At 74.1% G+C, this 23,219-nt stretch carries 25 protein-coding genes; 3 read left to right on the top strand and 22 right to left on the bottom strand.

Annotated features, from left to right (window positions below):
• Positions 1 to 87 precede the first annotated feature (87 nt).
• Complete coding sequence (locus tag ABDB74_RS08575; RefSeq protein WP_346623289.1) at positions 88 to 1,011, top strand: ABC transporter ATP-binding protein; 924 nt, start codon at positions 88 to 90, stop codon at positions 1,009 to 1,011.
• The gene (locus ABDB74_RS08570; RefSeq protein ID WP_346623288.1) at positions 1,008 to 2,039 is read left to right on the top strand and encodes a hypothetical protein; all 1,032 of its coding nucleotides are present in this window, start codon (positions 1,008 to 1,010) and stop codon (positions 2,037 to 2,039) included. The genes ABDB74_RS08575 and ABDB74_RS08570 overlap by 4 nt, the downstream gene beginning before the upstream one ends.
• Here the strand turns inward: ABDB74_RS08570 and ABDB74_RS08565 are convergent.
• The 20 genes from ABDB74_RS08565 to ABDB74_RS08470 form a co-directional block, all read right to left on the bottom strand.
• Complete coding sequence (locus ABDB74_RS08565; RefSeq protein ID WP_346623286.1) at positions 2,036 to 2,491, bottom strand: RidA family protein; 456 nt, start codon at positions 2,489 to 2,491, stop codon at positions 2,036 to 2,038. The genes ABDB74_RS08570 and ABDB74_RS08565 overlap by 4 nt on opposite strands.
• Positions 2,492 to 2,494: 3 nt before the next feature.
• Complete coding sequence (locus ABDB74_RS08560; RefSeq protein ID WP_346623284.1) at positions 2,495 to 3,721, bottom strand: FAD-dependent monooxygenase; 1,227 nt, start codon at positions 3,719 to 3,721, stop codon at positions 2,495 to 2,497.
• A 51-nt stretch (positions 3,722 to 3,772) separates the two neighbouring features.
• Positions 3,773 to 4,570 carry a class II aldolase/adducin family protein gene (locus ABDB74_RS08555; protein WP_346623283.1) on the bottom strand — a complete coding sequence of 266 codons (798 nt, stop codon included), beginning with the start codon at positions 4,568 to 4,570 and terminating at the stop codon, positions 3,773 to 3,775.
• Positions 4,567 to 5,238 (bottom strand): alpha/beta fold hydrolase, encoded by a 672-nt coding sequence (locus ABDB74_RS08550; RefSeq protein ID WP_346623281.1) that lies wholly within the window; start codon positions 5,236 to 5,238, stop codon positions 4,567 to 4,569. Before ABDB74_RS08550 ends, ABDB74_RS08555 begins: the two co-directional genes overlap by 4 nt.
• Before the next feature lie 55 nt (positions 5,239 to 5,293).
• Positions 5,294 to 5,896 (bottom strand): cupin domain-containing protein, encoded by a 603-nt coding sequence (locus ABDB74_RS08545; protein WP_346623279.1) that lies wholly within the window; start codon positions 5,894 to 5,896, stop codon positions 5,294 to 5,296.
• A gap of 116 nt (positions 5,897 to 6,012) precedes the next feature.
• Positions 6,013 to 6,435: a transcription antitermination factor NusB gene (nusB, locus tag ABDB74_RS08540; protein ID WP_346623277.1), complete on the bottom strand. Its 423-nt coding sequence runs from the start codon at positions 6,433 to 6,435 to the stop codon at positions 6,013 to 6,015.
• Positions 6,436 to 6,449: 14 nt separating this feature from the next.
• Positions 6,450 to 7,010 carry an elongation factor P gene (gene efp / locus ABDB74_RS08535; protein WP_346623275.1) on the bottom strand — a complete coding sequence of 187 codons (561 nt, stop codon included), beginning with the start codon at positions 7,008 to 7,010 and terminating at the stop codon, positions 6,450 to 6,452.
• Positions 7,011 to 8,129: a Xaa-Pro peptidase family protein gene (locus tag ABDB74_RS08530; protein WP_346623273.1), complete on the bottom strand. Its 1,119-nt coding sequence runs from the start codon at positions 8,127 to 8,129 to the stop codon at positions 7,011 to 7,013.
• A complete protein-coding gene (aroQ, locus tag ABDB74_RS08525) occupies positions 8,126 to 8,560 on the bottom strand; it encodes a type II 3-dehydroquinate dehydratase (protein ID WP_346623272.1) in 435 nt (144 codons plus the stop codon). The genes ABDB74_RS08530 and aroQ overlap by 4 nt, the downstream gene beginning before the upstream one ends.
• Positions 8,557 to 9,618, bottom strand: coding sequence for a 3-dehydroquinate synthase (aroB, locus tag ABDB74_RS08520; protein ID WP_346623270.1), 1,062 nt, complete (start codon positions 9,616 to 9,618; stop codon positions 8,557 to 8,559). The genes aroQ and aroB overlap by 4 nt, the downstream gene beginning before the upstream one ends.
• Positions 9,615 to 10,151: a shikimate kinase gene (locus ABDB74_RS08515; protein ID WP_346623268.1), complete on the bottom strand. Its 537-nt coding sequence runs from the start codon at positions 10,149 to 10,151 to the stop codon at positions 9,615 to 9,617. Before ABDB74_RS08515 ends, aroB begins: the two co-directional genes overlap by 4 nt.
• Complete coding sequence (aroC, locus tag ABDB74_RS08510) at positions 10,148 to 11,341, bottom strand: chorismate synthase (RefSeq protein WP_346623267.1); 1,194 nt, start codon at positions 11,339 to 11,341, stop codon at positions 10,148 to 10,150. Before aroC ends, ABDB74_RS08515 begins: the two co-directional genes overlap by 4 nt.
• 46 nt (positions 11,342 to 11,387) lie before the next feature.
• Positions 11,388 to 12,050, bottom strand: a complete 663-nt coding sequence (locus ABDB74_RS08505; protein WP_346623265.1) for a prepilin peptidase — start codon at positions 12,048 to 12,050, stop codon at positions 11,388 to 11,390.
• A gap of 9 nt (positions 12,051 to 12,059) precedes the next feature.
• Positions 12,060 to 12,866, bottom strand: a complete 807-nt coding sequence (locus ABDB74_RS08500) for a shikimate dehydrogenase (protein WP_346623264.1) — start codon at positions 12,864 to 12,866, stop codon at positions 12,060 to 12,062.
• Positions 12,859 to 14,487 (bottom strand): endolytic transglycosylase MltG, encoded by a 1,629-nt coding sequence (mltG, locus tag ABDB74_RS08495; RefSeq protein WP_346623262.1) that lies wholly within the window; start codon positions 14,485 to 14,487, stop codon positions 12,859 to 12,861. Before mltG ends, ABDB74_RS08500 begins: the two co-directional genes overlap by 8 nt.
• 59 nt (positions 14,488 to 14,546) lie before the next feature.
• A complete protein-coding gene (ruvX, locus tag ABDB74_RS08490; protein WP_346623261.1) occupies positions 14,547 to 15,221 on the bottom strand; it encodes a Holliday junction resolvase RuvX in 675 nt (224 codons plus the stop codon).
• Between the two features lie 6 nt (positions 15,222 to 15,227).
• Entirely contained in the window at positions 15,228 to 17,912 is a 2,685-nt protein-coding gene (alaS, locus tag ABDB74_RS08485; RefSeq protein WP_346623260.1) for an alanine--tRNA ligase, read from the bottom strand.
• Positions 17,913 to 17,973: 61 nt separating this feature from the next.
• Positions 17,974 to 18,276, bottom strand: a complete 303-nt coding sequence (locus tag ABDB74_RS08480; RefSeq protein ID WP_346623258.1) for a hypothetical protein — start codon at positions 18,274 to 18,276, stop codon at positions 17,974 to 17,976.
• Positions 18,276 to 18,701, bottom strand: coding sequence for a DUF948 domain-containing protein (locus tag ABDB74_RS08475; RefSeq protein WP_346623256.1), 426 nt, complete (start codon positions 18,699 to 18,701; stop codon positions 18,276 to 18,278). Before ABDB74_RS08475 ends, ABDB74_RS08480 begins: the two co-directional genes overlap by 1 nt.
• 101 nt (positions 18,702 to 18,802) lie before the next feature.
• Entirely contained in the window at positions 18,803 to 20,137 is a 1,335-nt protein-coding gene (locus tag ABDB74_RS08470) for a replication-associated recombination protein A (RefSeq protein ID WP_346623254.1), read from the bottom strand.
• Positions 20,138 to 20,172: 35 nt separating this feature from the next.
• Here ABDB74_RS08470 and ABDB74_RS08465 point away from each other — a divergent pair, with 35 nt between their 5' ends.
• Positions 20,173 to 21,033, top strand: coding sequence for an aldo/keto reductase (locus tag ABDB74_RS08465; RefSeq protein ID WP_346623253.1), 861 nt, complete (start codon positions 20,173 to 20,175; stop codon positions 21,031 to 21,033).
• 37 nt (positions 21,034 to 21,070) lie between these two features.
• Here the strand turns inward: ABDB74_RS08465 and ABDB74_RS08460 are convergent, their stop codons facing one another.
• Together ABDB74_RS08460 and ABDB74_RS08455 are read right to left on the bottom strand one after the other, a co-directional pair.
• The gene (locus tag ABDB74_RS08460; protein WP_346623251.1) at positions 21,071 to 22,003 is read right to left on the bottom strand and encodes a hypothetical protein; all 933 of its coding nucleotides are present in this window, start codon (positions 22,001 to 22,003) and stop codon (positions 21,071 to 21,073) included.
• 72 nt (positions 22,004 to 22,075) lie between these two features.
• A complete protein-coding gene (locus ABDB74_RS08455; RefSeq protein ID WP_346623249.1) occupies positions 22,076 to 23,167 on the bottom strand; it encodes an alanine--glyoxylate aminotransferase family protein in 1,092 nt (363 codons plus the stop codon).
• Positions 23,168 to 23,219 lie beyond the last annotated feature (52 nt).

Raw genomic sequence — 23,219 nt, 5'->3', positions numbered from 1 at the left:
ACGCGCGGCTGACGCTGTCCAGGCCGGCGCGAATGTGCCAGGGTGCTGCCGACCCGGGCACTCCGCCCGGGACCCAGGGAGGTCCGGATGCCGGCGGTGGAGATGGTGGGGGTCTCCAAGACCTACCGCGGACGCGGGGGCCAGCCGCACAAGGCCCTGGACGACCTGAGCATGACCGTGGAGTCCGGCGGGGTCCACGGCCTCCTGGGGCCCAACGGCTCGGGCAAGACCACGTCGATCCGCGCGCTGCTGGGCCTGGTCGGCACCGACGGGGGTTCCGGCCGGATGCGGCTGCTGGACCGGCCGGTGCCCGCGGAGCTCCCCCGGGTGATCGGTGACGTCGGCGCGCTGGTGGAGACGCCGCTGTTCTTCCCCACCTTCTCCGGGCGCCGCAACCTGCGGCTGCTGGCCGAGACCGCCGGGGTCCCCCGGGCCCGGGTCGAGGAGTGCCTGGACCTCGTGGAGCTGCGCGACCGCGCCGACGACCGGTTCAAGGGCTACTCGCTGGGGATGAAGCAGCGCCTGGCCATCGCCGCCGCCCTGCTCAAGTCCCCCCGCCTGCTCATCCTCGACGAGCCCAGCAACGGCCTCGACCCGGCCGGCATCCGTGACGTGCGCGAGCTCATCCGGCGGCTCGGCACCGACGGCCGCACCACGGTGCTGGTCTCCTCGCACCTGCTGGCCGAGATCCAGCAGGTCTGCGACTCGGTCACGATCCTGGCCCGCGGTCGCCGGCTCGCCTCGGGCCCGGTGTCCTCCGTCCTGGCGCAGACCGGCACCGGCGACGTCCGCGTGGCCGTACCCGACCCGGCGGCCGCCGCGGCGGTGCTGGCCGGTGCCGGGTTCTCCGTCTCGCCGGCGCCCGACGGCCAGGTGCTGGTCCACGGCGCGCCCGCCACCGGGGAGATCACCCGGGTGCTGGCCGAGCACGGTCACTACCTCGAGGAGCTGGTCCGCGTGACCCCCGACCTGGAGAGCGCCTTCCTCGCCATCACCGGGGAGCAGTCGTGAGCGCGCTGGCCGAGCAGCCCACGGCCACGCCCGAGCCCGAGGCGGCCCGGCGGGCGGGGAGCCTGTTCCGCGCCGAGGTGCACCGCTTCGCCGCCCGCCGGTTCATCCAGGTGCTGCTCGGCCTGGCCGTGCTCGGCTGGCTGGCGGCCGTCGTCCTGGGGCTGCTCAACTTCGGCGAGCCGACCGACGCCGACTACGCCGCCGCCCGGGAACGGATGGACGAGGTCATCGCCTCGGAACAGGAGTGGCGGGAGCTCTGCCGGCAGGACGCCGAGCAGGCCGGCGACCCGGTCGAGCAGGTCTGCGGGCCCCCGCTCGACACGTCGACGTGGCGGGTCGAGGACTACCTGACCACGGCACCGTTCGACCTCGCCATGGCCGGGGAGGCCGGCGCGATGGGCTTCGCGGCGGCCGCCGCGGTGCTCGCGTTCCTCGTCGGCGCCACCTGGATCGGCGCCGAGTGGTCGCACCGCACGATCGTGGCCCTGCTGTTCTGGGTGCCCAGCCGGCTGCGGGTCATGGCGACGAAGATCGGCGTCCTCGCCCTGGCGGCCCTCGTGATCGGCGTGGCCGCACAGGTCGCCTGGTTGGTGATGGGCTGGATCCTGCGGACCTTCGTGGGCACCGACGCTCCGCTGCCCGCCGGCTTCTGGTCGGAGCTGCTGGCCGCGCAGGGCCGCGCGATCCTCCTCGTGGTGCTGATCGCGCTGATCGGCTTCGGCCTGGCCAACCTGGTCCGCAACACCGGCGCCGCGCTCGGGGTGGGGTTCGTCTACTTCGCGATCGTGGAGAACGCCCTGCGCATCTACGACCCGATGCTCGAGCGCTGGCTGCTGTCGACCAACGCGGGAGCGCTCGTCGTCCCGGGCGGCCTCCGGGTGTTCGACTACAGCGCCATGGGGCCGGGGACGACCGAACCGCCGTCCTACCTGGTCACCAACCTGCAGGGTGGCCTGGTCGTCGGCGCGTTCGCCGCAGTCATCGTCGGCGTGGGCGTCTGGCTCTTCGCCCGCCGCGACCTGCACTAGGAGCCGGTGGACGCGGGGTTCACGGCGCTGGACGAGGGGAGGACCGCTACCGCCTCGATCTCCACGAGGAGACTGTCGGCGAAGAGCGTCTCGACGCCGACGCAAGTGCTCGCCGGAGCGGGGACTCCCTCCGGTCGTACGGCCGCGATCAACTGGGCGACCTCAGGGAATCGGTCGGGCGTGTAGCCCACGAGGAAGATGGTCTCCTTGACGACATGCCGACGGGACGTGCCGGCCGCCTCGAGAACCGCATCGAGGTTGGCCCAGGTCTGCCGGAACTGGGCTGCCAGGTCCGCTCCGACGGGCCGGCCGGTCGCGTCCCAGGCCACCTGTCCCCCGGTGAACACGAGGCCCAGCGCCGGGACGACCGTCCCGTGGGAGATGGCGGTGAAGGCGGGCAGGGACGCGGGGTTGACGGCGACGGCGGCGACCGTCGACAGCTCGGTCGTCATCGCTCAGCCCGCCGGCACGGTGGACACGGAGTAGTCGGGCAGCTCGAAGCCGTTGGAGATGCGCATCTGCGACCGCATCAGCAGGGATTTCCCGGGCACGTAGCGCGCCAGCCGGACGAGGTTGTTGCGGAGGGCGATCCCGCTTCCGGACTCAGGAGTCATCATCTGGCCCTGTCCTGCGGCCAGGCCGTGCACGTCGACCAGCCATCGGCGCAGTCGTTCCTCGTAGCGTTCGAAGGCGGCACGGTGGTCGTCCGGGCCGGCGGCCAGCTCGCCGGCGAGAACGTACGCGCCGACCAGTGCGATCGTGGCCCCGTGCCCGGTCAACGGTGAGGAGCAGTAGGCCGCGTCGCCGACGAGTGCGACACGTCCGCGCGACCAGCTGTCCAGTCGCACCTGGGCGCACGAATCGAACCAGAAGTCGGGCGCGGTGTCGACCTGGGCGAGGAGCTGGGCGCACTCCCATCCCATGCCTGCTGCGCGCGCATGGACGATGCGCTTCTGCGTCGCGACGTCCCGGTGGTCGTAGGCCGGGGGGCCACCGCGGAAGCTGAGGAAGGCCATGACTCGGCTGTTGTCGAGGATCGCCCGCATGCCCATGGTGCGGCCCGGCTCGCTGTAGATGTAGGTCCAGTCCTCGATGCCGAGATGGTTCTGCGCCGTCCAGAACGCCAGGTACGTGTCGAGGTGGGCGAGGTGCGCGGCATCCTCGCCCATGGCCAGCCGCCGGGTCTCCGAGTGCGCGCCGTCCGCCCCCACGACGAGATCGAACGTCCGCACGTCCCCCGACGCGAAGGTCACGTCGACACCGTCGGATCTGTCCTCGAGCGCGGCGATGTGGTCGCCGAAGAGGTAGTCGACGTCCGCCGCCGTCGCCTCGTGGATGACCCGGGACAGCTCGCCCCGCAGGATCTCGATCTCCGCGATGGGGCCATCGCCGCCGAAGTCCTCGGCGCGCAGCGTCCCACGAGGCCGGTTGCGCCCGTCGACGAAGGAGAGGCCGTAGTTGGCCTCCGCCGCGGCACGGACCCGCTCGTCCAGCCCCATGCGCGCGACCACCGACCTGCCCACGCCGCGCAGATCGACGAGCTGACCGCCCGGCCGCAGCTCGGGCGCCTTCTCGACGACCGTCACCCGGGCGCCGGACCGGTGCAGCCAGTAGGCCAGCGCCGGCCCGGCGATGCTCGCGCCGGACACCAGAATGCAGCAGCCTTCCAGGGGACCTCGCATGATCACCGTTCCTTCGACATCGTGTGAGTGGGGCAGGCGGGGGCAGCGGTTCTAGTCCTCGTCGAGGACATCGGGTTCTTGATCGAGCACCAGACTCGACAGCTGGCGGAAGTTGTGCCGCGCCATGTTGGGATTGCCGAACTGGCGACGAGCGAGGGTCGCCTCCTCGTCGGTCATGACCCGTGGCGTCCCGGCGGCTTGGGCCAGCAGTTGCATCTGACAGGCGCGGTCCATCGAGATGAACCACCATGCGGTCTCCTCGACCGAGCCGCCGACGGTGATCAGGCCGTGGTGGCGCAGGATGACCGCGCGCCGCGGGCCGAGCCGTTGTGCGATGCGGACGCTCTCGTCCCGCTCGACGACGAGCCCCTTGTACTCGTCGAAGACGACGTGGTCGCGGTAGAACGCGCAGGACTCCTGCACGATCGGGAGGAGTTCGCGGCTCAGCGTCGAGAAGGCGCGACCGTGGATGGTGTGCGCGTGGGCCACCGCGACGGCGTCCGGCCGAGCCTCGTGGATCGCGGCGTGGATGTGGAAGGCAGCCTTGTTCGTGCGTCCCGTGCCCTCGACCACCTTCCCCTGGCCGTCGATGAGCAGGAGGTCGCGCACCCGCATCCGCGAGAAGTGCACGGCGAACGGGTTGACCCAGAAGTGGTCGACGAGGTGCGGGTCCCTGACGGTGATGTGCCCGGCGACGCCCTCGTCGTAGCCGTACCGGCCGAACACGCGGAAGGCCGCGGCCAGTTGCTGCTTGCGGCGACGGCGTTCGGCCTCCACGTCGCCGAGGCGTTCGGGGATCTCGCCGAGGTCCAGCTCGTCCTGGTCGGGGGCGGCCGTGGTGGAGCTCATGCCGGAACCTCCTGTGTCTCGTCGGCGGTACGCAGGAGCGCTGCGGTGACCGGCACGGGGTCGGTGATGGGCGCGAGATGCTGCAGGGGCAACCGCTCCACGCGCCAGCCGGCGTCCTCCAGCTCGGCGGCCACCCCGTCGAAGAACGACCCGCCGGCGAGCTGGATGTACACCGCCGGCACGCCCCCCGGCCAACCCGGCGAGGCTTCACGGTGGGTGGCCAGCGGCCACGGACGCATGCGGGCTCCGATGTCGGCGGCGGCCGCGGGGTCGGTGATGCCGAACATGGACAGCGGGAGTGGCGGCGCGGCGTCGGATCCGGCCGCCGAGGCACCGCTCTCGAGCGGTTCCCGGATGGCGGGAAGCAGGTCGAAGGCGGAGCAACCCGGCGTCGGCACGAACGCGTCCAGGAAGACCACCATGCGCACGGAGTCGGTCCCTCCGTCGACCACGCCGGCCGCCACCATGCCGGCGTAACTGTGCGCCACCAGGATGGTGTCCGGCGCGCCGTCGAGCAGTGCCGTCACCTCGGCGATGTGCTCGCTCAGCGTGCCGCCGCTGAGCGTGGGTGCGACCGAGGAGTGGCCGCGCCGTCGCAACTCGCGCGCGACCCCGTCCCACATCCAGCCGCCGAGCCATGAGCCGTGCACCAGCAGAAAGTGAGCCACAGCACAGACTGTTCTATAGAGTGGCTAGTACGTCAACAGACTGGACGCCCTTTACTCAGGTCGTCGCGACACGCGCTTCCGTGGAGACGACGAGTGCCCGAGCCAGGTCCCCTTCGGCCGACGAGATCCGATGCGGCGTCGTCGACGGGAAGAAGATCGAGTCCCCATGGTGGAGGACGACGGGTTCCTCGTCACGGAACTCCAGGGCGAGGCTGCCCTCCAGGACGAAGATGAACTCCTCGCCGGCGTGCTCGGACCAGCTCGTCATCGCGGACTCGCGCCGGTACTCCACCACGAAGGGCGTGAAGGGGTGCCGGCGGTCGGGGGCGGCGAGGAACACCTCGACGCCCTCGGCGATGGAGAACACCGGCGTCCGTTCGTCGGCCCGCACCACGCTCTCGCGCGGCGCCCTGCCGTTGGCGAACACCTCCTCGATGCCGAGCCCGTAGTGGTCGAGCACGGGCAGGAGCCGGCCGAGGCTCACGTCGGTGCGCCCCTGTTCGAGCAGGGAGAGGAACGAGGAGGAGACGCCGGTCGCGGCACCGACGCTGGCCAGCGACTCACCGCGACTGCTCCTGATCTCGCGCAGTCGGCGTCCCAGGACGTTGGTCCACGGCGGGAGGTCGTCAGGCTGCCTGCTGGGCCTTGCTCTGGACACAGGTGCAGTCTATGGCCCAGCACGCCCGTGTATCGGACGACAACTCGCCGCCCTGCGTCCGCGACGGACGCAGTCGGCCACGTAGCCGGACGAACCGCGTGGGTCCACCCCCGGCCTCAGGCGTTCGGCAGTCCCTGACTCGGGATCTCGGCCTGGAGGATGGCGCCGAGGACGCCGTTGACGTACCGGGGGGACTCGTCGGTGGACAGCGCCTTCGCGAGCTCCACCGCCTCGTCGATGACCACCGCGTCGGGCACGTCGTCGGCCCAGAGCAGCTCGTAGGTGGCCATCCGCAGGATCGCGCGGTCGACGTCGGGCAGCCGGTCCAGCGACCAGCCGGAGGTGTGGGTCTCGATCAGCTCGTCGATGCGGGAGCGGTTCTCCTCCACGCCCTCGACGAGGCGGACGGTGTGGTCGGGCACGGGCGGGTTGCCGTCGGCGACCCGCTCGCGGAGCAGTTCCAGCCGGTCACGGCTCCGGACATCGGCCTCGTAGAGGACGTCAACCGCACGCTTGCGCGCCTTCGACCGTGCAGCCATGGGAGAACCGGCGCTCAGTTGGCGCGGCCGAGGTACCGGCCGTCGCGGGTGTCGACCTTGAGCTTCTCGCCGGTGCTGATGAACAGCGGCACCTGGATCTGCGCGCCGGTCTCCAGGGTGGCGGGCTTCGTGCCACCGGTGGAGCGGTCGCCCTGCAGGCCCGGGTCGGTGTGCTCGACGACGAGCTCCATCGTCACCGGCAGCTCGACGTACAGCGGCGTGCCGTCGTGCATGGCCACGACGACCTCGGTGTTGTCGAGCAGGTAGTCCGCACCCGAGCCGACGGTCTCGGTGGGCACGTAGATCTGCTCGAACGTGTCGCCGTCCATGAAGACGAAGTCGGTGCCCTCCTTGTACAGGTAGGTCATCGACCGCTTGTCCACGTTGGCCGTCTCGACCTTGGTGCCGGCGTTGAAGGTCTTGTCCACGACCTTGCCCGACAGCACGTTCTTCAGCGTCGTCCGCACGAAGGCGCCGCCCTTGCCGGGCTTGACGTGCTGGAAGTCGGTGACGGTCCAGAGCTGGCCGTCCAGGTTGAGGACGATGCCGTTCTTCAGGTCGTTGGTGGTAGCCATCTAGAGAACCAGCAGTTCCTTGCTCGTGAGGGTCAACAACTCGGGCGCGTCGTCGGTGACGATCAGGGTGTCCTCGATCCGGACACCGCCGTGGCCGGGCAGGTACACGCCCGGCTCCACGGTGACGGCCATGCCGGCGGCCAGCCTACCCGCGCCCTGCTGGCCGATGCCCGGTGCCTCGTGGATCTCCAGGCCCACGCCGTGCCCGAGACCGTGGGTGAAGTGCTCCCCGTGGCCTGCGGCGACGATCACGTCGCGGGCGGCGGCGTCCACCGCGACGACGTCGGCACCCACCGCCAGCGCGGCCCGGCCGGCGGCCTGCGCGGCGGCGACGAGCTCGTAGATCTCCCGCTGCCAGTCCGCCGCGTGGCCCAGCACCAGGGTCCGGGTCATGTCGGAGTGGTAGCCCTCGACGGTCGCGCCGAAGTCGAGCTTGAGGAAGTCACCCCCGCGGAGGACGGTCGAGTCCGGGCGGTGGTGCGGGATCGCCGAGTTCGCGCCGGTGGCCACGATCGTCTCGAACGACGGCGCCTCGGCGCCGAGCGCCAGCATGCGCGCGTCGAGCTCCCGGCCGACCTCCAGCTCGGTCCGGCCGGGCCGCAGCGCACCCTCGGCGGCCAGCTCGGCCAGCGCCTGGTCGGCGATCGCACACGCCTGCCGCAGCAGCTCGACCTCGCGCTCGTCCTTGATCGCGCGCTGCCCCTCCACGATGCGACGCACCGACGTCAGCTCGGGCGCCGTCCGGCCAGAGGTCGCCGCCTCGGCCAGCACCTTCTCCAGCGCGGCCAGCCCGTCGACGGTGAGGTCGTGCGACTCGTAGCCCAGCCGGCCGGTGCCCCGCCGCACCGCCAGCTTGGCCAGCCCCGCCACCGTCGAGCGGTCCTCCACCAGCTCGCAGCCCGACACCTGCGCCGCGGCCTGGGTGGTGTACCGGCCGTCGGTGCCGAACAGGTCGTCCCCCGCCGTGCGCACCAGCAGGGCGCCGTTCGAGCCGGTGAAGCCGGTCAGGTAGCGGACGTTGAGCAGGTTGGTGACCAGGACGGCGTCGAGCCCGCGCTCGGCCGCGGCGGCCCGCAGCGCGTCCCGCCGCGCCGCCTCCCGCGTGGTGTCGCGGCTCACGAGACGCCCCGCAGGACGAGCCATTGCAGCGCCACCACGTACCCGTGCACCCCGAGCCCGGCGATGACGCCGTCGGCGACCCGGGAGACGTAGGAGTGCCGCCGGAACTCCTCGCGCCGGTGGATGTTGCTGATGTGCACCTCGACCACCGGGGCGGTCACCGCGGCGAGCGCGTCGTGCAGGACGACCGAGTTGTGCGTCCAGCCGCCGGGGTTCACGACGATCGGGTCGCCGGCGTCGGTGGCCTCGTGGATCCAGCGCAGCAGCTCGCCCTCGTCGTCGGTCTGCCGCACCCGCACCTCGACCCCGAGCTCACGGGCCGCGGCCTCCACGAGCTCGGCCAGCTGCGCGTACGTCGTCGTCCCGTAGACCTCGGGCTCGCGGGTACCGAGCCGTCCCAGATTGGCGCCGTTCAGGACCTGGATGGTCATGCTATCTCCTCGCTCACGGCGGCCCAGGCGGCGTCGAGCCAGGCCTGGTCGGGGTCGGTCAGGATTCTCGGGTTGCCCAGCCCGTCGAGGACGACGAAGCGCAGGGAGGCGCCCCGGGCCTTCTTGTCCACCCGCATCACCGCCTGCAACCGCGACCAGTCCCCGGCGTACCGGGTGGGCAGCCCCATGGCCGCGACCAGCGTGCGGTGCCGGGCCACCTCCGCCGGCGTCAGCAGCCCGGCCCGGCCGGCCAGCTCGGCGGCGAAGACGAGCCCGACGGCCACGGCCTCCCCGTGCCGCCAGCCGAAGTCCTCGACCCGCTCCACGGCGTGGCCGAGGGTGTGCCCGTAGTTGAGGAACTCCCGCACTCCCGTGTCGTGCAGGTCCTCCCCCACCGCGGCGGCCTTCACCCGCACCGCGCGCTCGATCAGCTCCTCGGTGTCCCGGCGGCCGGTGGGGTCGGCCTCGAGGAGCTCGAGGATGCGGGGGTCGGCGATGAACCCGCACTTGACCACCTCGGCCATGCCCGACCGGAACTCCGCCTCGGGCAGCCCGGCCAGCAGGTCGGTGTCGGCGAGCACCGCCGCCGGCGGGTGGAAGGCGCCGACCAGGTTCTTGCCGGCCGAGGTGTTGATCCCGGTCTTGCCACCCACGGCGGCGTCCACCATGCCGAGCAGGCTGGTCGGCACCTGGACGACGCGGACACCGCGGGTCCAGGTGGCGGCGAGGAAGCCGGCCAGGTCGGTCACCGCGCCACCGCCGATCCCGACGACGGCGTCGGAGCGGGTGAGCCCGAGACGGCCGAACTCCTCCCAGGCCCCGGCGGCCACCTGGGCGGTCTTCGCCGCCTCGCCGTCGGGCACGACGACCGCCTCGGCGGCCACGCCGGCGCTCTGCAGCGTCTCGACGGCGGCGCCGGCGGCAGCGGCCAGCGGCGGTGCGTGGACGACGGCGGCCTTCGGGGTGCCGGCCAGCACGAGCCCGAGCTCGGCATGGGCGCCGGCGCCGATGACCACCTCGTAGGGCTTCTCCCCCGCGACGGGGACGCGGCGGGTCACCGGGCCTCCTCCTCGGGCGTCAGGACGGCGAGCACCTCGGCGACGACCTCCTCCGGCGAGCGCCCCGCGGTGGTCACCGGGTGGGTGGCGACCGCCGCGTAGAGGGGGGCGCGCTGTTCGAGCATGGTGCGCAGCATCGCGCGCGGGTTCACTGCCAGCAGCGGGCGGTCGCGGGACAGGCCCACCCTCTTGGCGGCGGAGGCGACGTCGACGTCGAGCCAGACCACGGTGCCGCCGGCCTTCCCGTAGGCCACCAGCAGCTCCCGGCTGGCGGCGCTGGTCACCGCACCACCGCCGAGCGCCAGGACGCCGTCGTGCTCGGCCAGCGCCCGGGCCACGGCCCGCTCCTCCAGCGCGCGGAAGTGCGGCTCGCCGTGCTGGACGAACAGGTCGGCGACCGTCGTCCCGGTCCCGTCCTCGACGTCGCGGTCGGTGTCCCGGAAGGGCAGCCCGCGGGCGGCGGCGACGGCGGTGCCGACCGTGGTCTTGCCGGACGCGGGCGGACCCACGATGACCATGACCGGGCGCGTCACCGGTACGGCAGGGAGTCGAGGTAGGCCCGGGCGTTGCGCCGGGTCTCGGCCACCGAGTCGCCGCCGAACTTCTCCAGCACCACGTCGGCCAGCACCAGGGCGACCATCGCCTCCATCACCACGCTGCCGCGCGGCACCGCGCAGGCGTCGCTGCGCTGGTTGATGGCGACCGCCGGCTCACCCGTGGCGACGTCGACGGTCTGCAGCGCCCGCGGCACCGTGCTGATCGGCTTCATGGCGGCACGGACCCGCAGCACCTCGCCGTTGGTCATGCCGCCCTCGATCCCGCCGGCGCGGTCGGTGAGCCGCTGCACCCGCGGCTGCCCGTCGGCCGAGCCGGAGAGCACGATCTCGTCGTGGGCCACCGAGCCGCGGCGGCGGGCGGTCTCCAGCCCGTCGCCCACCTCGACCGCCTTCACCGACTGGACGCCCATCAGCGCGGCGGCCAGGCGGGCGTCGAGCCGGCGGTCCCAGTGCACGTGGGTGCCCAGGCCCGGGGGCAGCCCGTGCACGACGACCTCGATGACGCCACCCAGGGTGTCGCCGGTCTTCCGGGCGTCGTCGATCTCGGCGATCATCCGCTCGCTCGTGGCGGGGTCGGCGCAGCGCACCGGGTCCTCGTCCAGGCGCGGGTTGTCGTCGGGGCCGGGCACCAGGCCGTCGGGAGCGACGACCGGGCCGATGCCGACGACGTGGCTCACCACGGAGACGCCCACGGTCTGCCGCAGGAACGCCTGCGCGATCGCACCGAGCGCCACCCGGGCCGCCGTCTCGCGCGCGCTCGCCCGCTCGAGCACCGGGCGGGCGTCGTCGAAGCCGTACTTCTGCATGCCGGCGAGGTCGGCGTGCCCCGGGCGCGGCCGGGTGAGCGGCGCGTTGCGGGCCTGGCCGGCGAGCACGTCGGCGTCCACCGGGTCGGCGGCCATGACCGTCTGCCACTTGGGCCACTCGGTGTTGCCCACCTGGACGGCGATCGGCCCGCCCTGGGTGCGGCCGTGCCGCACTCCCCCGGTGATCGTGACGACGTCCTGCTCGAAGGACATGCGGGCGCCCCGGCCGTGACCGAGCCGGCGGCGGGCCAGCTGCAGGTCGAGGTCGGAGGTCTGGACCTCGACCCCGGCGGGGAGGCCCTCGAGGATGGCGGTGAGCTGCTGGCCGTGCGACTCACCGGCGGTCAGCCAGCGCAACATGCCGGGGATTCTGCCAGGCCCGTGTCGCGCGCCCCGGTGGCATGGCTCACGCGGGTGGCGCACCGCCCACCAGGAGCGCCAGGACCGCGCCGACGAGCAGGGGCGGCCCGAAGGGCACGGCGCTGCGCCAGGTCGCGCGCCCGACGACCACCAGGGCGACCGAGGCCAGCGCGCCGACCAGCAGGCCGAGGAAGATGCCGGCGAGCACCACCCCGCCGCCGAACCAGCCGAGGACCAGCCCGATCAGGCCGAGCAGCTTCACGTCACCGAAACCCAGCGCCGAGGGGGCGACCAGGCGGAGCACGCCGGGGACGACGACGAGCGCGGCAGCGGCGGCGGCCGCCCGCGCCAGCGGCAGCCAGGTGCCCAGCACGACGGCGTCGACGAACAGCGCCGTTCCGCAGACCACCACGGCCGGCAGGAGCACCCGGTCGGGCAGCCGGTGCGCGGCGAGGTCGACCGCGGCCAGCACCACCGCCGCACCGGCCGCCCAGGCGAGGGCCACGGTGGCCGGGCGCGGGCCGCCCAGGAGCAGCGCGCCGGCCAGCCCGGCGGCGACGAGGCCGGTGACGACGCCGATGGCCCGCGCAGTGGTGACGGCGCGGTGGTCACGGGCCGCGAGCCGGGCGGCGGTGCGGGCCAGCCACGGGCCGACCGCCAGCGCACCCACGAGGGCCGCGCCGACCAGCACCGGCCGTGCGACGTCCACGGCGACGCCTCAGCGGGCGTCGAGCGCGGCGCGCATCGGACCGATGGGCGCCGGCTGCCCGGTCATGAGCTCCACCTGCACGGTGGCCTGCCAGAACAGCACCTCGAGGCCGCTGACGACGGTCCCCCCGGCCGCGGTGACCCGCTCGGCCAGCGGGGTGGGCCACGGGGCGTACAGCACGTCGAGCACCGTCTGACCGGCCCGCCACGCCACGCCGGCGACGGCCGGCTGGCCGCCCACCGGGACGGTGCTGACCACGACCGGCGCCCCGACCTCGGCCCCGGCCAGCGGGAGCACCCGGGCGTCCACGCCCAGGGCGTCGAGGACCCGGAGCACCTCACCGGCGCGGGCGGGCTCCCGGACGACGACGTCGACCTGCTGCGCCCCGAGCGACGCCAGCGCCACGGCCGCGGCCGCCGCCGTCCCGCCGGCGCCGAGGATCGCCGCGTGCCCGACGTGCCCGACCCCGGCCAGCTGCAGCGCCATGCCCACACCGGTGACGTCGGTGTTCTCCGCGCGCCACCCGTCCGCGGTGCGCACGAGGGTGTTGGCCGCGCCGAGCAGGCGCGGCAGCGGCTCCACCGCGTCGGCGACCTCGACCGCCGCCTGCTTGCACGGCATGGTCACCGAGAAGCCGCGCCACTCCTCACCGAGGCCGGCGAGGAGCACCGGCAGGTCCGCGGGCCCCACGTCCAGGGCGTCGTAGCTCCAGTCGGTGAGGCCCAGCGCGGCGTAGGCGGCCCGGTGCAGGAGCGGGGAGAGCGAGTGCGTCACCGGCCGGCCGAGGACCGCCGCCCGCTGCTGCCGCTCAGCCACCGCATCCGAGATCGGCCTCGGCGCACCGCTGCCGGGCGGCCTGGAACTCCGAGTAGTCGCTGGTGAAGAAGTGCGAGCCGTCCTCGGACTCCAGCACGTAGTACAGGAGGTCGCCGCTGCTGGGAGCGAGGGCCGCCTCCAGGCTGGCCTCGCCGGGCGAGCTGATCGGCGTCGGCGGCAGCCCCTGGCGCGTCCGGGTGTTGTACGGGCTGTCGGTCTGCAGGTCCGACACGGTCAGCTCGTTGCCGCTCTTGTCCAGCCCGTAGGCCAGCGTGGCGTCGATGCCGAGCGCGATCCCCTGCTCGAGCCGGTTGTAGATGACCTGGGCCACGTCGGGACGCTCCTCGTCCAGCCGCGTCTCCGACTGGACCATCGACGCGACCGTCACCACCTCGTACGGGCTGAGGCCCAGTGCCGCGGCGCGCTCCTCCAGCCGCAGCCGGGCGGCCACGTCGACGAACGTGTCGATCATCCGCTGCAGCATCTGCTGCGGCGTGGTGTCGGGCTCGAAGTCGTAGGTCGCCGGGAACAGGAAGCCCTCGAGCTGGCCGTTGGCGTACGGGGGGAGGGTGAGCGCGGCCGGGTCGGCCGCCGCCTGCAGCTCCTCGAGCGGCGTGCCGGTCTCCTCCGCCAGCCGCGCGAGGATCTGCTCGACCGTGAACCCCTCGGGGACGGTCACCCGCGCCACCTGGCGCGAGACCGGGTCCAGCAGCAGCTCCAGGGCCGCCTCTCCGCTCATCTGCTGCCGCATCGTGTAGACGCCGGGCTGGATGCCGGTCGCCGCCGGGTTCGCCGACGCCGCATCGATGAACGGCCCGGTGGAGGCCACGACGTCGGCCTCCTCGAGGGTGCGGGCGATGTCGCTGAGGGTGTCGCCCTGCTGCACGCGGATGTCGACGCTGCCGGTGCCGCTGCCGGTGTAGTCCTGGGCGGCGGGGTTGACCATGGACAGCAGCTGCTGGCCGCCGATCACGATCCCGGCCACCATGCCACCGAGCACGAGGAGGGCGAGGGCCACGGCGAACGGCCGCCGGCGGCGCCGCCGGCGGCTCCGCTCGGCCCGCGGGTCGTAGGGGACGACCGGGATCTCGTCGTCGGCCGCCGTCGCGCCGGCCGCGTGCTCGGCGTCCACCGGGTGGTGGTCGGTGGCGTCGTGCGGTGCGTCCTGCGCCTGCCCGCGCTCCACCGCGTCACCGGGGTGGCCACCCGCACCCGTGTCCTGCGGGGGCGGGCCGGCGGCCCGGCGGCCGCGCAGGAGACCCCGCCGGCGCGGGGCGTCGTCGTCGACGTTGGCGCCGATGACGTCCAGGCCCCCGGTCTCGTCCTCGTACGCGTGGGCGGAGGTCGGCGTGTCGTCGGGCTGCGGCTCGCCCGGTGCCGGCTCGTCGGGGAGCCGGCCCAGGCGGGGGGCGGCGACGGTGGCCTCGTCGTCGGCGTCCTCCCGGGGGTGCAGCCGGTCCCAGACACCGCGGGGCAGGGGCGGCAGCGGCGCGGACGGGTGCTGGCGGCCGAAGCCGTGCTCGTCGGCGCCGCGGTCGAACCCGCGCTGCGACGACTGCGCGCCGCCCGGCGGGAAGCCGCCCACGGAGGTCCCGGGAGCCGTCGGGAACGACGGGAACATCCCACCGGCACGGTCGTCGAACGCGTGCCTCCCCCGCCGCGGCGCCCCGCCGGGCGCGCTCACGAGGGCGACCGCCGGGCGTCGAGGTACTGCTGCAGGATGACCACGGCTGCCGCCTGGTCGATCACCGCACGCTGGCGACGGCTGTCGATGCCGCCCTCGCGGAGGTGGCTGGCTGCGGTCACGGTGGAGAGCCTCTCGTCGATCAGGTTCACCGGCACCTCGGGGATGCGGTCTGCCAGTTCCTGTGCGTAATCGGCAGCGTCCTGCGCGGAGGCACCCGCGGCGCCCGACAGGTGCACCGGCTCCCCCACGACCACCTCTGTCACCTCGTGTTCCACGACGAGGGCGGCCAGCTGGTCCAGGTCGGACCCGCTCTTGGCCCGGCGGAGCGTCTCCAGCGGGCTCGCCAGGGTGCCGGTGGGGTCCGACAGCGCGACGCCGACGCGCACCGTGCCGACGTCGATGCCGAGCACGCGGCCGCGGGTGACCGGCGCACCCGGGCGGCGCGGCGGCACCTTCAGGTGCTGCGGCCAGCCGCCGGACAGGTCGATCTCGGTGGTCTCGTGCTTGACCGGCGGGAAGCCCTGGCTCAGGTCGATCTCGGTGGTCGGGTGATGGGCCGGCTGCTCACCCGTGTTCGGCCGGGGACGGGCCGGCGGCACCGCCGGGAGCTCACGACGCCGCCCGCCGACCGGGCCGGTGTCCTCGGGGCTGTGCTCGGTTCGGGACACGATGGTCTACCTCCCAGTAGCGGCCGCGACCGCCTGCTCGCCGGCCTGCAACGCCGCGGGGATACCCGCGGGATCGGTGCCGCCCCCTTGGGCGACGTCGGACTTGCCGCCCCCACGACCGCCGACGGGTGCCGAGGCCGCCCGGAGGACGTCGTTGGCCGACAACCCCTGCGCGACCGCGGCCGGGTTCAGCACGGCCACCAGTGCCACCTTGCCACCGGACTCCGACGCCAGCAGCACGACCGACGGCCGGTCGCCGCTCAGCCGCCCCCGGACGTCGAGGGCCAGGGTGCGCAGATCGCCGCCGCCCAGCCCGGCCGGCGCCCCGGTGACCAGGGCCACCCCGCCGACGTCGCGGGCGGAGGCGGCCAGCTCACCGGCCGCCGCCACGGTCTGCTGGGCCCGCAGCTCCGCCAGCTCGCGGTCGAGGTCCCGCAGCCGGGCGACCATGCCGCTCACCCGGTCGACCAGGCCGTCCTGGGGTGACTTCAGGATCTCGCCCAGCTGCCGCACCAGGTCGCGCTCGCGGGCCAGGTAGCGGAAGCCCTCCAGCCCGACGACGGCCTCGACCCGGCGCGCCCCCGAGCCGACCGACGATTCACCGGTCAGCGCGAGCGTGCCGATCTGGGCGCTGCCGCGGACGTGGGTGCCACCGCAGAGCTCGCGCGACCAGGGCCCACCGATCTCCACGACGCGCACCTGCTCGCCGTAGGTCTCCCCGAACAGGGCGAGCGCGCCGAACGCCTGCGCCTCGGGCAGCGTCATCCAGGACGCGCTCACTCGGTGGTCCGCTCGGACGGCGGCGTTGGCGACGTCCTCGATGTCGCTGCGCTGCTGCTGGGTGAGGGCGCCCTGCCAGGCGAAGTCCAGCCGCAGGTAGCCCGGCCGGTTGTACGAGCCGGACTGCAGGGCCTGCGGGCCGAGCACCTGGCGCAGCGCGGCGTGCACCACGTGGGTGCCCGAGTGCGCCTGGCAGGCCGACAGCCGCCACTCGCGATCGACCTCGGCGGTGAGCTCGGCACCCTCGCGGAGCTCGCCCTCCAGCACGCGGACCTGGTGGGCCACCAGCCCCTTGACCGGGCGCTGCACGTCGATGACCTCGGCGCGCCCGCCGTCCCAGGTCAGGATGCCGGCGTCGGCGACCTGCCCGCCGGACTCGGCGTAGAAGGGGGTGCGGTCCAGGACGACGCGGGTGATCTCCCCCGGGGCGGCCGGGCGGGCGGCAGCGTCCTCGCCCTCGTGCACGAGGCCGAGCACCCGGGAGTCGGTGCGGAGGGTCTCGTAGGCGCGCCAGTCCGTGGGGCCGTGCTCGGCGAGCAGCTGCCGGTAGGCGACGACGTCGACCGAGCCGGTGCGCTTGGCGCGGGCGTCGGCGCGGGCCCGGTCGCGCTGCTCGGCCATGAGCGCGCGGAAGCCCTCCTCGTCGACGGTCACGCCCTGCTCGGCGGCCATCTCGAGGGTGACGTCGATGGGGAACCCGTAGGTGTCGTGCAGCGAGAACGCCTGCTCACCGGAGAGCGTCGCCGCGCCGGCCTTCCTGGCCTGCGAGACGGCGGTGTCGAAGAGGGTCGTCCCCGCGCTGAGGGTGCGGCGGAAGGCCTCTTCCTCGGCGTAGGCCACCGCGGAGATGCGGTCGAAGTCGGTGGCCAGCTCGGGGTAGCTGGCGCTCATCGCGTCGCGGGACACCGGCAGCAGCTCCGGCAGCGTCGCCTCGTCGACCCCGAGCAGCTTCATGGAGCGGACGGCGCGGCGCAGCAGCCGGCGCAGGATGTACCCGCGGCCCTCGTTGCCCGGCGTCACGCCGTCGCCGATGAGCATCAGCCCGCTGCGCACGTGGTCGGCCACCACCCGGAGCCGCACGTCGGCGTCGGGGTCCTTGCCGTAGGTGACCCCGGCGACGTCGGCGGCGCGGCGCAGGACCGGCGCGACCTCGTCGATCTCGTACATGTTGTCGACGCCCTGCAGGAGGAAGGCCACCCGCTCCAGGCCCATGCCCGTGTCGATGTTCTTCTTCGGCAGCTCGCCGACGATCCGGAACTCCTCCTTGCTCCGCACGTCGGCCAGCTCGTACTGCATGAAGACCAGGTTCCAGATCTCGAGGAACCGGTCGCCGGCCGTGTCGACCAGCGGGCCGCCCTCCGGGCCGAACCGGGGCCCGCGGTCGTAGTAGATCTCCGAGCAGGGCCCGCCGGGGCCGTCGGCACCGGTGTGCCAGTAGTTGTCCTTCTTGCCCAGCCGCTGGATCCGGTCGGTGGGCAGGCCGGCGATGCGGTGCCAGGCGTCGGCGGCCTCGTCGTCGTCGAGGTAGACCGTCGCCCAGATGCGGTCCGGGTCGAAGCCCAGCCCGCCGTCCTCGACCCGCCCGGTGATCAGCTCCCAGGCGTGCCGGATCGCCCCCTCCTTGAAGTAGTCCCCGAAGGAGAAGTTGCCGTTCATCTGGAAGAACGTGCCGTGCCGGGTGGTCTTGCCCACCTCCTCGATGTCGAGGGTGCGGACGCACTTCTGCACGCTGGTGGCGCGCGGGAACGGCGCGGGCTCCCGGCCGGTCAGGTACGGGATGAACGGCACCATGCCGGCCACCGTGAACAGCAGCGACGGGTCCGGGGAGACCAGCGAGGCGCTGGGGACGACGGTGTGGCCGCGCTGAGCGAAGTGCTCGAGGAAGCGGCGGCGGATCTCGGCGGTCTGCATCAGGTCCACTCAGTCGTGCGGAGCCGGGGCCGCGGCTGCTGCCGGCCCCCGGCCAGGGTGATCAGAGGTCGGCGGCGGTGGAGCCGTGTGCCCCGGGCAGCTGGCGACCGGGCAGCTGCACCTGGTCGCCGGTGGGCAGGGGCGCGTCCAGCCCGGTGCCCGAGCGCAGCTCGAGCTCCCGCTCGGCGGCGGCGGCACGGACGTCGGCGCCGAAGTCACCGATCGCGTCGGCGAGGTCGCGCAGCCCCTCGGCGATCGAGGCACCGATGCCGGCCGGCGTCATCTTCTCCGCGGCGGCCGACAGCTTGCGGACGACGAGGGCGCCGATGGTGATGCCCATGGCGAGCCAGAACAGCCGGCGCATCAGGCGGCCCGCCGGGCGGCGCGGCGCGCGCGGCGCTCGGCCTTGTCGCGGGCGGCGGCGTCGGCGATCGCCTGGCCCTCGCGCTTCTTCCTGGCCGCACTGCGGACGCCGTAGCTGAAGGCGGCGACCTTGATCAGCGGGCTGCCGAGGGTGGCCGCCACGACGCTGGTCAGGGCCGCGACGTTGCTGGAGACGTTCGCGGCGTTGCCGGTGATGTCGTCCACGCGCTCCAGGTTGCTGTTCACGTGCGCGACCGTGGTGCTGGCCTGACCCAGGATGGGCGCGCTCTGCTCACGGACCTGGCGGATGGTGAGGGTGGTCTCGTCGAGCGTCCGGCCGAGCTTCAGCAGCGGGACGGCGACCAGCGCCACCAGCAGCACCAGGGCGCCGGCGGCGATCAGCCCGGCGATCTCTCCTGCGGACACACGTGCTCCTTGTTCTGGGATGTCTCGGGCACCGGCGACGTCCGTCCGGCCTCGTCACAGTAGTCGCGGGCCGGCCGGGGCGTCCTTCCCCCGCCGGGGGGTCACCGCTGTCGCCTGACGATCGCCCGGAGCTTGGCCAGCCGTTCGCCCAGCCGCCCTTCCGCCCCGCGACCGGTCGGCCGGTAGTAGTCCTTCCCGATCAGCGCGTCGGGCGGGTACTGCTGCGGCACGACCCCGTCGGGATGGGCGTGCGGGTACACGTAGGTCTTCCCGTGGCCGAGCTTCTTCGCCCCGGCGTAGTGGGCGTCCCGCAGGCCCGGTGGCACCGGGCCACCCAGGCCGGCCCGCACGTCGGCCATCGACTCCCCCATGGCCGCGGTGATCGCGTTCGACTTCGGCGCCGTCGCCAGGTGCACCACCGCCTGGGCCAGCGGGAAGTGACCCTCGGGCATGCCGATGAAGGCGACCGCGTCGGCGGCGGCGACCGCGGTGAGCAGCGCGGTCGGGTCGGCCATGCCGATGTCCTCGCTGGCGGAGATGACCAGTCGGCGGGCGATGAAGCGCGGGTCCTCCCCCGCCGCCACCATGCGGGCCAGGTAGTGCAGCGCGGCGTCGACGTCGCTGCCCCGGATCGACTTGATCAGCGCGCTCGCGACGTCGTAGTGCATGTCGCCCTGCCGGTCGTAGCGGACCGCCGCCTGCGCGACCGCCGTCTCCAGCGTCGCCAGGTCGATCTCGGGCGCGCCCGCCGCCAGCGCCGCACCGGCGCCCGATTCGAGCGCGGTGAGCGCCTTGCGGGCGTCGCCGCCGGCCACCCGGACGAGGTGGTCCTCGGCCTCGGCGCTCAGGGTCAGGGCGCCGTCGAGCCCGCGCTCGCTGGTCAGCGCCCGGTGCAGCACCGCGCGGACGTCGTCGTCGGTGAGCGGCTGCAGGGCGAGCACGAGGCTGCGGGAGAGCAGCGGACTGACCACGGAGAAGAACGGGTTCTCGGTGGTCGCGGCGATCAGGCTGACGATCCGGTCCTCGACCGCCGACAGCAGGCTGTCCTGCTGGGTCTTGGAGAACCGGTGCACCTCGTCGATGAAGAGCACGGTGCGGCGGCCGGCATAGGTGAGCTCGCGCCTGGCGCTCTGGATGACCGCCCGGACCTCCTTCACCCCGGCGTCCAGGGCGGAGAGCTGCACGAACTGGCGCTTGGTGGCCAGCGAGATGACGTGCGCCAGCGTGGTCTTGCCGGTGCCGGGCGGGCCGTAGAGCACCAGCGACATCGGCTCGTCGGACTCGACCAGCCGCCGCAGCGGGGCGCGGTCGCCGAGCAGGTGCTGCTGGCCGACGACCTCCTCCAGCGAGCGGGGCCGCATCCGCACCGCCAGCGGCGCCCCCGGGTCGACCCCCGCAGGGCCGTCGTCCTCGGGAGCGTCGAACAGCGAAGTCACGGTTCGGACGCTACCCGCGGGGCACGACAGGCCCCGTGCAGCAGCGACGCATCGGGGACGTGACCGTGGGCGCCGTCGGGCTCGGGGCCATGCCCCTGTCCACGAAGGACGGCCGGCCCTCCCACGACGACGCCGTCGCGGTGGTGCACGCCGCCCTCGACGCCGGGGTGACGCTGATCGACACCGCCGACGCGTACGCCCGGGACGAGGCCGAGTTCGGGCACAACGAGTCGCTGGTCGCCGACGCCCTGCGCGGCTACGGCTCCGGAGCCCACGACGTCCTGGTGGCCACCAAGGGCGGGCACACCCGGCGCGGCACCGGCTGGGACCTCGACGGCACCCCCGGTTACCTCCGGCGGGCGTGCGAGGCGTCGCTGCGGAGACTGGGCGGCGACGCGATCGGGCTCTACCAGTTCCACCGGCCCGACGCGGCGACGCCGTGGGACGAGTCGATGGGCGCCCTGCGGTCCCTGGTGGACGCCGGCCTGGTGCGGATGGTCGGCATCTCGAACGCCGACGTCGCGCAGATCGACATCGCCCGCGCGATCGTCGGGGACGCCCTGGTGAGCGTGCAGAACCAGTTCTCCCCGGGCTGGCGCTCCTCCGCCGACGAGCTCGCGCACTGCGCCGGCCACGGGCTCGCCTTCCTCCCGTGGAGCCCGTTCGGCGGGGTGACCGCGGCCGGCTCGCTCGCCTCGACGGCGCCCGCGTTCGCTGCGGTGGCGTCCGAGCTGGGCGTGTCGGTGTACCAGGTGACGCTCGCCTGGCACCTGGCCCAGAGCGACGTCGTCGTCCCCATTCCGGGCGCGTCGCAGGCGTCGTCGATCCAGGACTGCGCCGCGGCCGCCGACCTGCGGCTCACCGCCGCCCAGCTCGCCCGCCTCGACGCCGCCTGACACCCGCCCCCGCGCCGGCGCGGGCGATCACGGGTGCTCAGTCGGCCGCCGTCCGGCGGAGCCGGGGCAGGGCCGCGCAGAGCAGGGCCGCGACGACGACGGCCGTGATCCAGGGGGCGACCGGCTGGGAGGAGCCCGGCTGCGCGGCCTGCCAGAGCGTCTGCCCCGCCGCGGCCAGGGCCTCGGGCAGTGTCTCGGGGAAGCCGGGCATGCCGGGCATGGCCCCCCGCAGGTAGAACTCCAGGTTGACCGCCGCGGTGAACGCCGGTTCCACGAACCAGGCGCCCACCACTACGACCGCCCACCACGCCAGCCGCGCCGCCGGACGGACGCCGATCACCACGAGGGCCGCCGCGAGCAGCACCGCCCCGGCCCACTGGCCCCAACGCCAGTCGAGGGCGAGGAGGTGGTCGGCCTGCGTGGCGTTCAGCAGCGCCAGCTGCAATCCGTTGAGCCAGCCGGTCACGGCCGTGGCCAGCGCGGCAAGGCCGACCCCCAGCCCGACCGGGCCGAACACCCAGGCCGAGCCGAGTGCCCACCCGACGCAGCCCGCGACGACCGTGAGCAGGCACAGGCCGGCGATCACCCGGTCGGCGCCCAAAGGCACCGGCTGGTCGGCGATGAACAGCCCCACCTGCAGCAGCGTCACCGCCATCGCCACGGCCACGCCGGCGCCCGTCGCGGCCACCGCCGTCCGACGTCGCCCCGGGCGGGCGAAGCGGCCGAGCAGGCCGGCCACGACCCCGCCCCAGAACGCCCCCATCCACAGGAGACCGGAGCGGGAAGCCAGCAGGGGCACCACCGGCCAGCCCGGGAACGGGTGGTCGGTGAGCACGTCCTCGATCAGCGACGGGAAGAACCCGAACAGCCACCAGCCGAGCGCCGCCACGGGGACCAGCGCCCACGGCGGCAGTGTCCGGAACGACCGGCCGGCCGACGCCCCCCGGCGCGGAACTCCTGCGTGCAGCATGTGCCGGAGTGTGCCGCACGCCACGTCGTTCCGGGGCGTCGCCTGGGCCGGCGTGGCGCGACCGCCCGGGCGTCAGCGACCGAGGACGTCCTTCAGGGCGGCCAGCACGAGCGCGACCTTCGCGGGCGAGGCGTTCGGGCCCATGAGACCGATCCGCCAGACGGTCGAGGCGTAGGCGCCCACGCCCCCGCCGATCTCCAGGTCGTAGCGCTCCAGCAGCTCCTTGCGGACGGCGGCCGAGTCGACGCCCTCGGGCACCGCCACCGTGGTCAGCTCGGGCAACCGGTGCCCCTCGGCCGCGAAGAGCTCCAGCCCGAGCTCGGCCAGCCCCTCGTGCAGGAGCCGCCCGGCCTCGGCGTGGCGGGCGTGGACGGCGTCCAGGCCCTCGTCGAGGATCCGGCCGAGCCCGGCGTGCAGCGACACGACCATCCCGGTGGGCGCCGTGTGGTGGTAGGTCCGGCCTCCCGACCCGGCGGCCTCGCCCGCGTACCCGCCGAGCATGCCGAGGTCGAGGTACCAGCTCTGCGGCTTCTCGATCCGCCGCTCCCAGGCCCGGTCGTTGATGGTGAACGGCGCGAGCCCCGGTGCCACGCCCAGGCACTTCTGCGACCCGGAGTAGGCCAGGTCCACGCCCCAGTCGTCCAGCTCCACCGGGATGCCGCCCAGCGAGGTGACGCAGTCGGCCAGCAGCAGCGCGTCGCCCTTGCCGGCGGCGAGCGGGCCGAGGTCGGAGCGCACGCCGGTCGAGGTCTCGGCGTGGACGGCGGCGATCAGCTTCGGTGACGGGTGCGCGGCCAGGACGCGCTCGGCGTCGACCGGCTGCCCCCAGTCGTGCTCGACCGCGACGACCTCGGCGCCGCACCGGCCGGCGACGTCGACCATCCGCTGCCCGAACAGCCCGTTCACCGCGACGACGACGACGTCGCCGGGGCCCACGGTGTTCACGAACGCCGCCTCCATGCCCGCCGAGCCGGTCGCCGAGAGCGGGAGCGTGCGGCGGTTCGCCGTGCCGAACACCTGCCGCAGCCGGTCCGACGTCTCGTCGAGCACCTGCAGGAACACCGGGTCGAGGTGGCCCAGCAGCGGCCGGCCAAGCGCGACCTGCGCCTCCGGGTACGGGTTCGACGGGCCGGGACCGAGCAGGGTGCGGGCGCGCAGCGGCATACCCGGGAACCTACCGGCGCGGGCGACGACCGCACCCCGGACCACCGGCTGC

The organism is Blastococcus sp. HT6-4 (assembly GCF_039679125.1).
GTDB classification, from domain to species: domain Bacteria; phylum Actinomycetota; class Actinomycetes; order Mycobacteriales; family Geodermatophilaceae; genus Blastococcus; species Blastococcus montanus.
This window is presented reverse-complemented; position numbering and strand designations above follow the sequence as displayed.

Bases quoted from the DNA above. Each gene is read 5' to 3' on its own strand.
- aroQ (WP_346623272.1), bottom strand. From the start codon at position 8,560: ATGACCATCCAGGTCCTGAACGGCGCCAATCTGGGACGGCTCGGTACC.
- nusB (WP_346623277.1), bottom strand. From the start codon at position 6,435: ATGGCTGCACGGTCGAAGGCGCGCAAGCGTGCGGTTGACGTCCTCTAC.
- efp (WP_346623275.1), bottom strand. From the start codon at position 7,010: ATGGCTACCACCAACGACCTGAAGAACGGCATCGTCCTCAACCTGGAC.
- ABDB74_RS08480 (WP_346623258.1), bottom strand. From the start codon at position 18,276: ATGCGCCGGCTGTTCTGGCTCGCCATGGGCATCACCATCGGCGCCCTC.
- ABDB74_RS08455 (WP_346623249.1), bottom strand. From the start codon at position 23,167: ATGCCGCTGCGCGCCCGCACCCTGCTCGGTCCCGGCCCGTCGAACCCG.
- ABDB74_RS08575 (WP_346623289.1), top strand. From the start codon at position 88: ATGCCGGCGGTGGAGATGGTGGGGGTCTCCAAGACCTACCGCGGACGC.
- aroC (WP_346623267.1), bottom strand. From the start codon at position 11,341: ATGTTGCGCTGGCTGACCGCCGGTGAGTCGCACGGCCAGCAGCTCACC.
- ABDB74_RS08560 (WP_346623284.1), bottom strand. From the start codon at position 3,721: ATGCGAGGTCCCCTGGAAGGCTGCTGCATTCTGGTGTCCGGCGCGAGC.
- ABDB74_RS08460 (WP_346623251.1), bottom strand. From the start codon at position 22,003: ATGCTGCACGCAGGAGTTCCGCGCCGGGGGGCGTCGGCCGGCCGGTCG.
- alaS (WP_346623260.1), bottom strand. From the start codon at position 17,912: ATGCAGACCGCCGAGATCCGCCGCCGCTTCCTCGAGCACTTCGCTCAG.
- ABDB74_RS08555 (WP_346623283.1), bottom strand. From the start codon at position 4,570: ATGAGCTCCACCACGGCCGCCCCCGACCAGGACGAGCTGGACCTCGGC.
- mltG (WP_346623262.1), bottom strand. From the start codon at position 14,487: ATGTTCCCGTCGTTCCCGACGGCTCCCGGGACCTCCGTGGGCGGCTTC.
- ABDB74_RS08565 (WP_346623286.1), bottom strand. From the start codon at position 2,491: ATGACGACCGAGCTGTCGACGGTCGCCGCCGTCGCCGTCAACCCCGCG.